Origin of the sequence: Streptomyces sp. NBC_00876, from assembly GCF_045207435.1 — a bacterium.
In the GTDB taxonomy this organism is placed as follows: Bacteria; Actinomycetota; Actinomycetes; order Streptomycetales; family Streptomycetaceae; genus Streptomyces.
The window spans coordinates 126,856-140,361 of record NZ_CP108800.1 but is presented as its reverse complement, the minus strand read 5'-3'; the positions used below and the strand labels follow the sequence as shown (position 1 = coordinate 140,361).

Genomic DNA, 13,506 nt, shown 5'->3' with positions numbered 1-13,506 from the left:
GGGCGCACAGGAGAGGTGTTTGCCGGACCGGTACGCGCCAGTGGGGTGTCCCTATGGGTTTGGTCAGGTCTCTGCGGGGAGGTGGCGGCGCGGCCACCGAGATCTGGCCGGCAGGTACGTTCACCGAGGCGCCGTACGCGTACACCGCCGAACCGGCCTCGTCCGCCGTCTCCTGGCTGACGGGCGGCGCGGACACCGACAGGATCCAGCGGAATCTCCTCAAGGCTCCCGCCGGATGAGGCGGTGTGCGCGGCCAGGACACCGGGCCGCGCACACCGCCCGAGCGGCCGTCAGTGCCCGACCGTCACCACGATCTTCCCGATGTGCGCGTTGGACTCCATGAGCCGGTGCGCGTCCGGCATCCGCTCCAGCCCGTCGAACGTGGCCCCCACCACGGGAGCCAGCGCACCGCTGCGCAGACCGGAGCCGATGAACTGGGCGGCGCGGCGGCGGGTGGCCGGGTCGCCAGACAGGTCGAGATTGTTGTAACCGATCACGGTCAGCGGCCAGTTCGTCGGCAGCACGGTCGGCCGTCCGTCCAGCCCCCCGTAGACGACCAGCGTCCCGTCGTGCGCCGCCGCCCCACCCAGCGTGACGAGTCCGGGACCGCCGATCGCGTCGAGGATCACCTCGGCCCCCTTGCCGCCGGTGATCCGGCCGACCTCCTTCACCACGTCCTCGTCGTCCGTCGTGACGACATGGGCGGCCCCCAGATCGAGCAGCGCCTGCTTCTTGGCAGCGGTACGGGTGGTGGCGACGGGGATCGCCCCGATCCGGCCGGCCACCTGAATGGCCGCCGTGCCGACCCCGCTCGACGCACCGGTGATCAGGACATGGTCTCCGGGGCGCAGCCCGGCCCTCTCCAGCAGGGCGCCGTAGGCGGTGGAGTACGTCAGCCAGGCGGCGGCCGCTGTCACCGCGTCCACCCCCGCGGGCCGGTGGAGCACGTACCCGGCCGGGACGACCACGCGCTCGGCGTAGAGGCCATGGCCGCTCAGCTCCTCGGCAGGAGTGGCCATCACCGGGTCGCCCGGGGCGAATTCGCTCACTCCGGCACCGACGGCCTCGACGACTCCGGCCGCCTCGTAGCCGTTGCGGGAAGCCGGCAGCGTCGGCTGGTAGAAGTAGCTGCCCGCACGGAAGAGCGCCTCGGCCCGGTTGAGGCCGAGGGCCTCCACCCGGATCAGGACCTCGCCGGGGCCGGGGACGGGAAGCGGCACCTCCTCGACGACGAGGACATCGGGGTCACCGGTGGTGTGGAAGAGAACAGCGCGGGTGGTGGCGGGTGTTGCCTGGCTCGTCTTGGTCATGAGCACCACCGTAGGAAGGCATCGCTGGACGAACCATGTCTCAGGGGCGCCCATCCATATCCGATCGTCTCCTCCCTTCGAACGCGGGGATACGCTGATGCCATGGATGTCCTCAGCGACGTGATCACGGCCATGCGGGGCGGCCGCCCGCACTCCTCCCGCCGCCGCAAGTACGGCCCTTGGGGCATGCGCTTCCCCGCGTCCGAGGGCGCCGGATTCCATGTGGTGCTCCAGGGCTCGGCCTGGCTGCTCCCGCCCGGGGACGCGGCGCCGGTGCAACTCGGTGTCGGCGATGTGGTGTTCCTCGCCCATGGGCGCGGACACGCGCTCGCCGACGACCCCGGATCACCTCTCGTCGACATCACCCCGGGCCCGGACGGCACCTGGCCCACACCCGCCGACGAGCCGCGCCCGGACCCTGCGGCCCCGGTCACCGAACTCCTCTGCGGCGCCTACAAACTGAACCGGGCGCGTGCGCATCCGCTGCTCTCGCACCTGCCCGACGCGGTCCACCTCCCGGCCCGGGTCGGCGCGCACCCCGCGCTGCGCTCGGCGGTCGACCTGCTCGGCAGTGAGCTCCGCAGCCCGCTCCCCGGCTCCGACGCCGTCGTGCCCGCACTGCTGGACACGCTGCTCCTGTACATCCTGCGCGCCTGGTGGCTGGACGAGCAGACGTCCGCCGGGCCGGAGGGGCGTCCGGCGGGCTGGTCGGCGGCCCTGGCCGATCCGGCGGTCTCGGCGGCCCTCGCCGCTGTCCACGAGGACCCGGCCCGTGCCTGGACCGTCGAGGAACTGGGCGCCCTGGGCGGCCTCTCCCGTGCCGCCTTCGCCCGGCGGTTCACCGCACTGGTCGGTGAACCGCCGCTGGCCTATCTGACCTGGTGGCGGATGACCACGGCGGGGCGTCTGCTGCGGTCCGGCGACGCACCCCTGCGATCCGTGGCCCAGCAGAGCGGCTACACCTCGGAGTTCGCCTTCGCCAAGGCGTTCAAGCGCGAGTACGGGATGGCTCCGGGGCGGTATCGCCGCGAGGCGGGCTGAGCGGACCCGGGCCCTCGGAACCGCCTTGGGGTTTGCCAACTGGGTCTGGAAACCTGCCACGCTCACAGCGATCGCGCTGTCCATCATGGTCGAGACGCGCGCGGAGGATGCCGGAAGAACGCCGGCGGTGCCGGCTTCCGAAGAGGGGAAGATGTCGGATGCGAAGCGCTGCGCTGACTGTGGCCTCGAGTTGTACGCAGATGAGCAGCGCACCGAGTGCCGCCACTGGCGCAGGCGTGTGACCTTTGATCGCATCGCGATGTACGAGCGTCGAGGTGGAGGCTGACACAAAGAAGGCCCCCGGAAGATCCGATGGGGCATTGATCGTCTTCTCTGTGCTCCCCTCCGTGCAGGATCACTGACGCGGAGGGCAGTGCATGTGTCCTGGCATACTCGGCAGGTGCTGAGTATCCCGGAAATCGACTTCATCAGAGATCGTCTTCGGGCGGGATCGCCGGCTCTGATGGTCATATCCGTAGACGTAGCAATGATCGCAAGCAAACTTGCACTTGCTGTAAACTTTCTGAGCTTCCGGGACTGAAGCGCGGTGGCTCAGTCAGTCCTGAGTCAATCTCAGAGTGCAGAGTTGAATTAGCTGGAGGGGTTCAGGCCGTCGCCTTCGGCTTCGTCCCGAGGTTCTTTCGCCTGGTCCGGATACTGTTCCAACTGGTCTCCTTGCGGGGCTTCGTTCCGACGGTTCCGCTTCGCGCGATCCAGTTCGTTCCGAACCTCCACGAAGGACCGGATCATCTTGATGATCCTTCCCTTCAAGGACTCGACTTCGTCGAGTACTCGACCGAAGCCGAGCAGGGCCGTGAGGATCATCGCCATGATGACGGTCGTGTTCAATTTTTTCCCAAATGGGTGTTGTTCCGCATGTGCACGGAGCCCCACCAGCGTCAACCGGTGTGGCGCCGATTGAGGAGTTGCAGCCGGCATCAGCTCCATCGCTGTCCCGGCCCCTCAACGTTACGAATGGGGGCGCTTCGTGACAAGAGGCGGATGAAGATTCTTTCCGGCCTCGCGTCTGCCGGGAGAACCACGAGTGGCCCTCTCCGGGCCTCTTGGGTTCTCACGGTCATCGCAAACGCCCGGGGTGCTGGGCGCAGGCCCGGCGGGTCCACTCCTGCTATGAGAGATGTCTGGCCGCGCGGCCCTTTCGGGGAAAGGAGCTGCTGGTCAGGCCGAAGGGCGGGCGGCTCTTCTGTGGCCGGGTCACATGCCGGGCGGCTGCCTACGGCCCTGGCAACACCGGGCAATGTCAGCGCCCCCTGGCAGACTGGTTCCCTCATCAAGGAGGCCACTATCAAAGGGAGCCAGGGCCCTTGACCACCGGAAGCAAGAGGACGTCCGTACCTGCGGGGAAATCCGGTGCTCCACCGACCGCTGCGAGCAGTGCCGGCCGTCCGGCACCCGCGAAGTCCGCACGCTCACCAGCAAAGGCGGCCATGAAGGCACCGAACCCTGCACCTGCCGACCCAGATATCAGGAGGTCCTGACGTGGCCGATACCGAGTACTGGACTGTTCCCGCCGATGCGTACGTTCGCGGCGGAGGCGAATACACCATCACCGTCCTCACCCCTCCCTACCAGGTGGATTCCGGGAGACTCCCGGCCAACGACGCAGTCGCGGCACGCCAGTTCGCTGAAGCGTTCCCCACCGTGGAGGAAGTCCTGGAGGTTCTCCCCGATGCTCCGGCCAACGAGGGCCTGTACCTCACCACGCGCACCGATCTGGACCTGATCCGGGTCGGAGTGTGGGGAAACGTGATCGGCATTTCTGATCCCGCACTGATCGATGACGGGACCAGGTTCACGATGGCCTCCGAGACCGCAACCGTCGCCGAACGCTGCCCGGATGCCCGGGTCGTGGGCCGCCTGGCCGTCGACTGCGGCGAGGACTACACCGAGGACATTGCCCGCCTGCCCGACGGGAGCCGGCTGCACGCCGGCGGATACCCGGGGACGGAACCGTGGGAGGTGCATGGCACCCCCCGCGGCCTCCTCACCGCCCTCGGCCTGTCACCGGCCGATCCTGAAGCCCACGGGGTGCAGTGGACGGACGACCCGGCGCGGATGAACTGGTCCGACCTGTGCAACCTGGCACTCGGGAAGGCCAACCCGTGGGTGTGGCCACTGCCGATGAGCGTGTTCCGTGTCCGGCATACGGAGGAGGCCACCGGCATCATGGAAGACTCCTGGTTTATCGGCTCCTGACGTTACGGGTCGCGAAATGTCCGCCTCCGCTCGCGAAGGCGGAGTGAGTTCCAATCACATCGTTCTTGCCAACGCTTCACAATGCAGGCCGAGTTGACGTACCGACATGCTGGTTAAGCTCGGCGGTACGCCGACGCATGCGGCTAGGGTGACGCGGGGCGGCATACATTCCACGGGGCCCCGCCGCCCATGCCCTCATGTGCCCCACCAACGAGGGAATCAGCAGCAGATGAAACCAATACGGCCACCACGCACATGGCGGCATCTGTCCCGGGTCCTGGCCGCATTAGGCCTGGCGGGGGCGGTCACCGTCACCGGCCTTCCGGGGGGAGGGATTCCGGCCGCGTTCGCCGCGAACAAGGTCGTGATATCCGGCGGTAAACGGTGCGACAAGTTCCACCTGGGCCGCGAGTACGGCACCACCCCGCGCAACAGTGGGTTTCCGTCCGGCTCGTCGAACTTTGACACGTGGCAGGGCAACCCGAAGAACTACAACTACGATCTTCCCGGCAAGGCGTTCGACGGGCTGAAGCAGCCCACCGCCGCCGAGCAGGCCAAGGCACTCTCGCAGGTGCCCGGCGATCTGAAGAAGAACGCCGACAAGTGGTCGCGGGTGGCGTCCGCGTCCGGGGCTCCAGTCGACCGCGCCATGGCCATCTACGCACGTTTCCTGGCAACGAAGCGGCCGGTGTCGGACTTCAAGACATGGTTCGACAACGACTACATCATCAAGCAGGAGAACAACCGTAAGGGCGCGGCCTTCGAAGGACGCCTGGTCAAGGACTTCAACCTCATCGGCCCGGACTGGCTGTGCGAGGTTGACGTCAAGGTCTTTGACGAGAACGGCAAACAGATCGCGTCCCGCCGCTACGACGCCTACAACAAGAAGACACTGGAGTTCAACGAGTTCAAGTCGAACTCGCTGCCACGCGAAGACCAGATCAAGGCCGACCGCACCATCCTGAAGGAAAAGCCGGACCATACGCTGCGCTACTCCGGTGGCAAGAAATGGGACCCCAAGGACGTCGAGAGGATCAAGGCCCTCGACAAGGAGATCTCCGAAGGCCGTCCCGGAAAGACCAACCAGGTCCGCGGCTTCCAGCGGCAGTACAACGGCATCCCGAGAACCAAGCCGATCCGGGGATACTCGCAGGAAGACAAGTGGTTCGCCCCGGACCCGAACAAGGGAACCCGCGGGCCGGCCAACGACCGTGTCAACCGCTCAGCACCCAACCCCGAGACCGCCCGCCGCCAGCAGGGCGCGGCCCGGCAGGTCGATGTGCGCGGGACGCTGCCGCGCGGTGGCCCAGGAGGGGTGGACTTCACCACCCTGGAACTGCGCTATGTCGGCGGCCTGGCCAAGGGCCGGGGCATGCAGTACTCCATGAAGGCCGACATGGTCAAGAACCCGGACACCGATCCGGGATGGGGCGGCAAGGCCAAGATGCAGCTTGCCTCCGATGCGATGTTCACCTGGCTCGCGCTGACGCCTGACAAGTTCTGGGTCAACCTGAACCCGGACGAGCCCGACCGCATCATGGACTCCACGTTCGCCTCCACCGACGCCGGCCGGGTGCTGCTGGACGCCGACCTTCAGATGAAGCACGACTTCTACAAGGCGATGGACCCCGAGACCGACCTCGGGAAGCGGTACTGGGCGGCGCTCCCGAAGGAGAACGGCAACCCGTGCATGCCGGGCCTGCGGAACTGGATCGAGCCCAAGCCCGCCAAGGTCCGTGAGCAGGACGGTGGCATCTACATCCTCGATGCCCCCCTCGCCCTGAAATCGACAGCGCAGAAGACCGTCACCCAGGGTCCCGGCGAGCCGCTCTGCGACCCGGACGAGCAAGAGATCAAGGCCGCTCAGCGGGTCGTCGACACGATGATCGTCCCCGCGGTCGAGAAGATCATCAACACTGCCCCGCAGTACGCCGACCTGCGCCGTGTCTACACCTCCCGCGTCGCGGCCGAGTACATCCGCCAGCAGGACGCCAAGAAGCCCACCGACTTCCACAGCATCATCGACAGCAACAACGTGAAGCGGTGGCCGCTGCGTTCCCCCAACCAGAACTGGGACAAGAACGAACTGTTCCAGCGCTACCGGAAGATCTTCCGCGAAGGCGAGTTCACCTACGACGTCGGCACCGACCATGGCGTTCAGGTGATCATCGTCGGGGGTGTCGACTTCTCCAAGAGCCCGAAGCAGAACATCACCAAGACCCGCTTCAACGTCGAGAACCGCACCCTGGACACCACTACCAAGACGTCCATGGAGTCGGACGACACCTCCTACCGGGACACCGACGACCTGTACATGGGTGGCCGCCCGGGCGACGCGACCGGCGGAGGCGGGGGAGATGACCCCACCCCCACCCCGACGCACACCGGCAAGCCCACCCCGACACCCACCCACAGCAACGACCCCCTTCCCGTCCCGACGCAGACCCCGGGCAACAGCCCGAGCACCCCGCCCGACGGAGACCTCGCCGACACCGGCAACAACACCCCCATCGGTCTGGTGTCCGGCATCGCAGCGGCCCTCGTTGCGGCCGGCGGTGCCCTCGCCTGGTGGATGCGCCGCCGCCGGGCCAGCACCCAGTAGCCTGAGGCCTGGCCGCGGTCGTCGATGATGGCGGACAGGCTGAGCGGAGCCTGAAGGGTTCCTCCCCGCATCCTGGGGAGGAACCCTTCAGCATTCGCCGGGAGCGGAACCGGCGACCTCGCGTATTCAACTGTCGCCAGTTCCCGGTGGGGCCGAGCCTGCTGATGACTGCACGGCGCATGCTCATACCGCAAACGTTCGCCGGGGCGATCGGCGTCGTCGACGAGGCAGGCGCGACAGCGGCTTGTCGTGCGGATCGGCATGGGCACACACTGGCGTCGATTAGTGTCGAGTCTGTGGAGACGACCCATCGGCCCGCCGCGCGGGTGATCTGCCTGGACGCTGCCCACCGTCTGCTTCTTCTCCACTGGCGTGATCCATTTGACGGGGCATGGCTCTGGGAGCCGCCCGGTGGGGGCATCGAACCGGGCGAGACCCCGCTTACGGCGGCGCGGCGTGAACTGGCCGAGGAGACCGGACTGGACCCGGCCATGGTCCTTGACCGTTCGGTGCTGGTCGAGCGTGACGTGTGGTGGAACGGCAAGCGGCACGTCGGGCCGGAACACTTCTTCGTGGCCTATTTCGCCGAGGAGCAACCGGCCTTGGTGCGAACCGGATTGCTCCCCGACGAACGGGCCAACCTCCACAAGCACGCCTGGGTCGCGTGGTCCGACCCCCCGGGTCTCCCGCCAGGGCTCTGGCCGTTGCGCCCCTCTTCAACTCGGTCAGGGGCTCGCCGGCCACGACGTACACGTGCCATGGCTGGAGGTTCCCGCTCGACGGAGCCCGCGTCGCCGCAGCCAGCACTCGTTCGAGTACCTCTTTGGAGACCGGCTCATCGCTGAACGCCCGCACAGCCCGGCGACTGTCCACGGCTTCGTACACATCCACGTCTTCTCGTCCTCTCGCTCAACGGTAACCACCTCTCTACCGTCTCCAGCACGCGCAAGCTGCCGGGCCGCCGTGTATCCAGGCCTGTCACACAGACACTGAGCCTGTCGTTCAACTTCGGAAGGGTCCCCGGCCAAGGGATTCACCGCGTGGACTTCAGGCCCCAGGCATCAGCGTCAGGGTGGTCACCTCTCTCGCCCGCGAGTACGGCATAGCTCTTCGATCGACTCCCGAACCTGCCGTCCCGTCGCGTCCGGCGCGACCGCCCCGGCCTGCGTTGCCGCCCCCTCCTGCCGCGGTGCGTGGTCGTCGGCTGACCGGCCGGCTCGGCCGCCGGGGCAAACGTCGCTGAACCCCTCGGTCCCGAACGGTGACCGAGGCACAGGTGCACGGACGCAGCTCCTTCACCCCGACGGTCGCGGTCGCTTCGATTCAGCCAAGTAGTCACTTTCCGTCAACATCATGTGACTGGGCGGCGCGGTGGGCGTGCCCTGGGTAGACAAGGGGGTCGAGACGAGACCGAGGGTGATCCGGGGGAGCGGGCGTTGAAGCCGACGATCAACTCAGGGGTGCTGCTCGCCGTGACCGTCCTCCTCCGGCTGCGTCGCCGTACGCAGTCCCGCAGCCGGAACGACGAGAAGCTGACCGTGATCATCGTGCTCGCCCTGGGCGTGGTCATCGCGCCGACCCCGGTCGGCGAGGGCATCTTCGACCTCCTGGGCCAACTTGCCTCCGGCATCACCGACTCCAGCCGCTGACCACCGGAGAATCCTGATGGCCACCCGCCGCCCGCAACGCCGCCGCCCCGTACGCCGAACTGCACCGCGCCGCCGTTCGGTGCGCTCCCGCCGGCAGCGGCAGCGCGACCGCCAGCTGCTCCTGCTCACCGCCGGCGTCCTGGCCGCCGCGGCAGCCTGGGTGGTGATCTCGTGGCTCGCGGCGCACTGGTGGGTCCTGATCGTCATGGCCGCCGTCGCGGTGGTGTGCGGGGCGTGGTGGGCCCACCGCTACCAGCAGCAGCGGTCCTGGGACCGGGTACGCCGGCAGGCACTGCGCTACGGGCTCCCGCAGCTGGACGCCCTGCACCATCGGGACTTCGAGTACGCGGTCCGCGACCTGATGCGCCGCGACGGATGCACCGACGCCCGCCAGATCGGCGGAGCCGGCGACAACGGAGCCGACGTCCTGGCCACCGACCCCCACGGCCGCACCTGGGTCATCCAGTGCAAGCACCGCAGAGATGGTGACCGGGGCTCGGCCGTCGGCACCCCCGACCTCCAGCGAGTCAACGGCACCGCCCGCCAGCTCTATGGCGCGGACGTCGTCCTGGTCGTCACCAACGGCCGCTTCTCCACCCGCTGCGCACCGCTCGCCGCCCAGCTGCACATGCACCTGGCCGACCGGCGGACCCTCTCCGCCTGGGCCGGCGGCGGACGTCCCCTGTGGGAGCTCCTCCCGAAGATTCCCGCGCCCCGTACGAGCCGGTAGTACGCCAGCAGCCGCCGCCGCCGAACGGCTCGGTCCAACCGCGCGGTTCCACCGATGCTGGGTCCATGTGAGGGTGGCGAATCGGGCGGGGTCACGCAGTCGCGCAGCGTTAAGGTGAGGACTTGTACGGGCGATCATGGCTGGCGAAGGCTTCGAGGCGCCCAGGCGGCGATGGCGGCGTTCTTGGTCAGGCGGTCCCGGGCCACTTGTGGCCGCAGCCGGGGTAACCAGGCAGCTCACGCCGTCCCGGTACGGCCGGGGGCGCTGCGGTCGCGGCGATCATGCGTGACCGGCTCGGTCCGGCGATGGAGAGGGCACTGGTGGTCGCGATCACCATCGCGTTCTTCGGCGCCGGGTTCGTGGTGATGGTCGCGTGCTCGCGGCTCGTCTTCGCGATGTCGCGCGACGCGCGCTTCCCCGCCCATCGGCTGATGCGGCGGGTGAACCCCCGCACGAGGACGCCGATCCCGGCGACCGTGCTGGTCTTCGCCCTGGGCGTCCTCCTGATGGTCGCACTGCCGGGATCCGCGCTGCTGGAGCTGATCACGGCCTCGACCATCCTCCCCGCTCTCACCTACGGTTCGGCCATCGTGCTCTACCTGACGGTGCGCGGACGCCTGAGCCGGAGAAAGGGGGCTTTCGACCTGAACCGCTTCGAACTGCCGGTCGCCATCTGCGCACTGCTGTGGACGTTCATCGCGTTGTTCGTTCTGGTGACTCCGAAAGAGGCCTTCGTCTCCGTGGTGATCGTGGCGGGCCTCCTCCTGCTCGGTGGCCTGTTCTTCCTTGCCATACTGAGGTTCGACCGCCAGGCCATGGAGACTGAGCCGGGCGAGGCGGACTTGTTCACCGGCTGACCAGAAGCCATCCCCTCTGCCCGAAGGGATCTCCCTCACGAGACGCAGAACGGGCAGTCAACAGGTCGCACATGTGCGCCTCGGCGGCGTACTGCTGGCACCCGATGTACAACTGCTGCCGGCGCAGTTCGCGGCGAAGCCCGAATGGATCGGCCGCCGACGGGCCGCCGCCGAACGACTCCGAGCCGTCGGCTGAAGCGCTGCGACCGGCCACCGCGGTCGTAGCGGAGCTGGAGAGCGGCGGTGCGGTGCGGGGCGGTGCGGTTGTTGCCCGGGGAGAAGTGCCGGAGGGGGGGGATCTTGCCGGAGTCGAATCTGAGGCCTCGGGTCTGCTGGTATGGGTGCCGTTCACGCCCTCGATGGGGCAGCGGCCGCACTTCGGTGATGATTCGCGGCCCCTGGTCCGACTGCCTCCGGACAGTCGCGTGCACACCCGCCCGTGGCATCGGAAGAACGGCTCTGACCTGGTGCTTTCCTGGGATTCGCCTAGCCTGGGGAGTTCTGCTGGACACCATCGGAGGGGACATCGTGAGCGAGGAAGCCACCAGGTACGACGCCAGCAACATCCAGGTGTTGGAGGGGTGGGAAGCCATTCGGAAGCGGCCCGGAATGTACGTCGGTTCGACAGGGGAACGTGGCCTGCGTCAGATGGTCTTCGAGGTCGCGGGCCGGGCGGTGAACGAGGTTCTGGCCGGCCGCGGCGCCTCTGTGGGCATCACGCTGACGCCCGACGGCTCTGTGTGCGTCGCCGACGACGGGCCGGGCATTGCCATCGATGAGACGGGGGCCGCCGGGAGTTCCGGTCTCGAAGCCCTGCTCACCCAGGTGCAGGCCGGGGTGGGTACCGGAGGCCGCCACGACGTAGAGCTCGGCTTCTGCGGCGTAGGGCCCGCCGTCGTCAATGCCCTGTCGCAACGGATGACGGCCGAGGTAAGGCGCGGGGGAGTCCGATGGGTCCAGGAGTACGCGCGCGGCGCGGCCGCCACCCTGCTCACCGAGGCGGGGACGGCGACCGGAAGCGGGACCACCATCGCCTTCTGGCCCGACGCCGACATCTTCGGAACCTTGGAGTTGTCGTTCGACGGACTGGTGGAGCGATTCAGGGAACTGGCCTTCCTGAACCAGGGCCTGGCAATCTCGCTGACCGACCTGCGCCGCCCAGGTGAGTCCCGTTCGGTGCGGTTCCGCTTCCCGGACGGGACGCAGGACTTCGTGACCTTCCTCGACGCCCACCCAGCGACCTCCGCACCCATGGACACCATCGCCTTCGAGCACGAGGACCCTCGGATGGCGGGGATGATGGAGGTGGCCTTCCGCTGGTGTACCTGCCCTGAGAAGCGGGTGCGGAGCTTCGCCAACAGCCGGCCCACCGTCGGCGGAACGCACGCGGTGGGCTTCCGCGCCGGGTTGACGGCCGCGGGCACCACGTACGCGCGCGGGAACAGGGGCTGCTGACACCGATGGATCCCGACTTTGACGCCGATCGGATCGGCGAGGGCCTGACGGCGGTCGTGTCGGTGAAGCTGGACCGCCCCGAGTTCGAGGGCTCCATGGGGGGCCTGCTGGGCAATGCCGAAGCACACGACTGCGTCAGGCAGGCCGTCCAGGACCACCTCGGCAGGTGGCTGGAGGAAGACCCGGAGCGGGCCGCAGCCGTCATCGACCGGATCTCCCAGGGTGCTTGCCGGGAATGACCAACAACGAACGCCCTGTCGGTCCAGTAGAACGGGACCGACAGGGCGCCGGAAGGTCGGACCCGGTACCTGACGCGGCAGCGCCGAACCGTGGCGGCGATCTGCCGGGAGATCACGCGCCAGTGCCACGCTCGCGGCCTGCGCATTGCCTTGTGGGGAGCGGTGATGCGCGGGATCGCGCGGCCGGCGTCGGCGCGCAGTGGATCGATGGCATACCTGATGTGGCTGAGCGTGCTACTTGGCCGGCCTGGTCACGTAGCACGCTCAGGGTTCTACCTCGCCTGCATCTCGCGAGGTCCCCGCATCACGCGGACTCCGGACCACACGACGACGTGGTCCCCGGTCGACGACTTCGCCCCGGAGGTGGAGTTCCCGTAGTACGTCCACCGCCACGTCCCCGACTTGGCCGCCTTCACCGTGGTCTTGAGCGCCCCCGTCGAGCTGGACGTCACCTTCTTGACCGTCGTGTACGCGGACGCGCCGTCCGCCTTGAACTGAAGGCTGACCGTACGGCCCGCGTAGGCCTGGTAGGTGTGGGTATCCCAGTTCGCCCGGGTGACCCGGCCGGTCACCGTGATCGTCTTTCCCTTCACGACGGGCTCCGGCGAGGCGTTGACCGTGACGCGGCTGGCCCGCTGGACCTGCACCGGCACGTGCACGTCGTCGACCACGTAGTCATCGCCGGGGAGAGCGAGATAGGCAGCGGTCTTCCAGGTGCCGGCGTCCTCGTTCCCGAAATTGGGGTACCGCGGGTCGATGGACAGCTCTTCGTGGAAATCGCAGCCCGTTCTCCCCGCCGGCTCGCAGTCGTAGTTGTGGATGTTGGTCCACAGGGTGTCCTCGTCCTCGCCGCCGAGCTTCCCCCGGTAGGGGTAGACCATCGGCGCGAAATCCCACTTGAGTGAGGTCGTCATCCGGAAGGTCACAGGGACCGTGACCTCCTCCTGAATCCCGATCACGATCGGCTTCCCGCCGTTGACCGAGATCCGTGAGTAGGAGACATCGCCCTCCGCCGCCCCGGCCGGCACCGCCGCCACCCCTGTGAACACGAGCGCCGCTCCACCGGCGACCACCGCTTTCCATATCGTCTCGCCTGTCTTCAAAAGCTCGCCCCTTCCCCAGCAGCCTGGACCGAGCGCGTAGTCGCACCGGCCAGAGACCTGCCCTCTCAGCAGTGGGACAGGAGAGCGCTGTACGCGGTTGTACGCGGCGCGGCAACAATTCGATCACCACGGCATGCCCGGCGCTGGATCACACCTGTGACTGAGCACCACAAATGACGGCATACGCCAACATCAATGCTCCACCCGACGTCGGCAGACCCTCGCGCGGCCCGCTTCTGGCTCACCCGGCTGCCGTGCGCCTGGGGCTGAGGCGCAAGGCGGTGTCACTCGACCGGGTCGAGC

11 protein-coding genes and 3 pseudogenes are annotated in these 13,506 nt (G+C 68.1%); 10 read left to right on the top strand and 4 right to left on the bottom strand.

The window, feature by feature from the left end; translation table 11 throughout:
* Positions 1 to 53: 53 nt before the first annotated feature.
* Positions 54 to 239 (top strand): hypothetical protein, encoded by a 186-nt coding sequence (locus OG782_RS00690; protein ID WP_406447252.1) that lies wholly within the window; start codon positions 54 to 56, stop codon positions 237 to 239.
* Positions 240 to 290: 51 nt separating this feature from the next.
* Here the strand turns inward: OG782_RS00690 and OG782_RS00685 are convergent, their stop codons facing one another.
* A complete protein-coding gene (locus tag OG782_RS00685; RefSeq protein WP_406447250.1) occupies positions 291 to 1,310 on the bottom strand; it encodes a zinc-dependent alcohol dehydrogenase family protein in 1,020 nt (339 codons plus the stop codon).
* Between the two features lie 102 nt (positions 1,311 to 1,412).
* On the opposite strand from OG782_RS00685, the gene OG782_RS00680 reads away from it, so the two are divergent.
* A complete protein-coding gene (locus tag OG782_RS00680) occupies positions 1,413 to 2,351 on the top strand; it encodes an AraC family transcriptional regulator (RefSeq protein ID WP_406447248.1) in 939 nt (312 codons plus the stop codon).
* Between the two features lie 591 nt (positions 2,352 to 2,942).
* Here OG782_RS00680 and OG782_RS00675 read toward each other — a convergent pair.
* Entirely contained in the window at positions 2,943 to 3,299 is a 357-nt protein-coding gene (locus OG782_RS00675) for a hypothetical protein (protein WP_406447247.1), read from the bottom strand.
* 552 nt (positions 3,300 to 3,851) lie between these two features.
* Between OG782_RS00675 and OG782_RS00670 the strand changes: the two genes are divergently transcribed.
* From OG782_RS00670 to OG782_RS00660, 3 genes and pseudogenes are all read left to right on the top strand, one after another.
* Entirely contained in the window at positions 3,852 to 4,568 is a 717-nt protein-coding gene (locus OG782_RS00670) for a DUF6333 family protein (protein ID WP_406447245.1), read from the top strand.
* A 229-nt stretch (positions 4,569 to 4,797) separates the two neighbouring features.
* Positions 4,798 to 7,170 carry a hypothetical protein gene (locus OG782_RS00665; RefSeq protein WP_406447244.1) on the top strand — a complete coding sequence of 791 codons (2,373 nt, stop codon included), beginning with the start codon at positions 4,798 to 4,800 and terminating at the stop codon, positions 7,168 to 7,170.
* Positions 7,171 to 7,334: 164 nt separating this feature from the next.
* Positions 7,335 to 7,796: pseudogene (locus OG782_RS00660) on the top strand (NUDIX domain-containing protein); the annotation flags it as partial.
* Between the two features lie 31 nt (positions 7,797 to 7,827).
* On the opposite strand, the pseudogene OG782_RS00655 reads toward OG782_RS00660, so the two are convergent.
* Positions 7,828 to 8,061: pseudogene (locus tag OG782_RS00655) on the bottom strand (nitroreductase family protein); the annotation flags it as partial.
* Positions 8,062 to 8,606: 545 nt separating this feature from the next.
* Between OG782_RS00655 and OG782_RS00650 the strand changes: the two are divergent.
* The 5 genes and pseudogenes from OG782_RS00650 to OG782_RS00630 all read left to right on the top strand — a co-directional run bounded on the left by OG782_RS00650 (position 8,607) and on the right by OG782_RS00630 (position 12,100).
* Positions 8,607 to 8,819 carry a hypothetical protein gene (locus OG782_RS00650; protein ID WP_406447242.1) on the top strand — a complete coding sequence of 71 codons (213 nt, stop codon included), beginning with the start codon at positions 8,607 to 8,609 and terminating at the stop codon, positions 8,817 to 8,819.
* Between the two features lie 16 nt (positions 8,820 to 8,835).
* Positions 8,836 to 9,549 (top strand): restriction endonuclease, encoded by a 714-nt coding sequence (locus tag OG782_RS00645; protein WP_406447241.1) that lies wholly within the window; start codon positions 8,836 to 8,838, stop codon positions 9,547 to 9,549.
* Positions 9,550 to 9,824: 275 nt separating this feature from the next.
* Positions 9,825 to 10,406, top strand: a pseudogene (locus OG782_RS00640) (amino acid permease); the annotation flags it as partial.
* Between the two features lie 528 nt (positions 10,407 to 10,934).
* Positions 10,935 to 11,861, top strand: coding sequence for an ATP-binding protein (locus tag OG782_RS00635; protein WP_406447240.1), 927 nt, complete (start codon positions 10,935 to 10,937; stop codon positions 11,859 to 11,861).
* Positions 11,862 to 11,866: 5 nt separating this feature from the next.
* Positions 11,867 to 12,100 (top strand): hypothetical protein, encoded by a 234-nt coding sequence (locus OG782_RS00630; RefSeq protein ID WP_406447239.1) that lies wholly within the window; start codon positions 11,867 to 11,869, stop codon positions 12,098 to 12,100.
* A gap of 272 nt (positions 12,101 to 12,372) precedes the next feature.
* Here the strand turns inward: OG782_RS00630 and OG782_RS00625 are convergent, their stop codons facing one another.
* A complete protein-coding gene (locus OG782_RS00625; RefSeq protein WP_406447237.1) occupies positions 12,373 to 13,149 on the bottom strand; it encodes a hypothetical protein in 777 nt (258 codons plus the stop codon).
* Between the last annotated feature and the right edge of the window lie 357 nt (positions 13,150 to 13,506).

Bases quoted from the DNA above. Each gene is read 5' to 3' on its own strand.
- OG782_RS00690 (WP_406447252.1), top strand. From the start codon at position 54: ATGGGTTTGGTCAGGTCTCTGCGGGGAGGTGGCGGCGCGGCCACCGAG.
- OG782_RS00630 (WP_406447239.1), top strand. From the start codon at position 11,867: ATGGATCCCGACTTTGACGCCGATCGGATCGGCGAGGGCCTGACGGCG.
- OG782_RS00665 (WP_406447244.1), top strand. From the start codon at position 4,798: ATGAAACCAATACGGCCACCACGCACATGGCGGCATCTGTCCCGGGTC.
- OG782_RS00680 (WP_406447248.1), top strand. From the start codon at position 1,413: ATGGATGTCCTCAGCGACGTGATCACGGCCATGCGGGGCGGCCGCCCG.
- OG782_RS00645 (WP_406447241.1), top strand. From the start codon at position 8,836: ATGGCCACCCGCCGCCCGCAACGCCGCCGCCCCGTACGCCGAACTGCA.
- OG782_RS00675 (WP_406447247.1), bottom strand. From the start codon at position 3,299: ATGGAGCTGATGCCGGCTGCAACTCCTCAATCGGCGCCACACCGGTTG.
- OG782_RS00685 (WP_406447250.1), bottom strand. From the start codon at position 1,310: ATGACCAAGACGAGCCAGGCAACACCCGCCACCACCCGCGCTGTTCTC.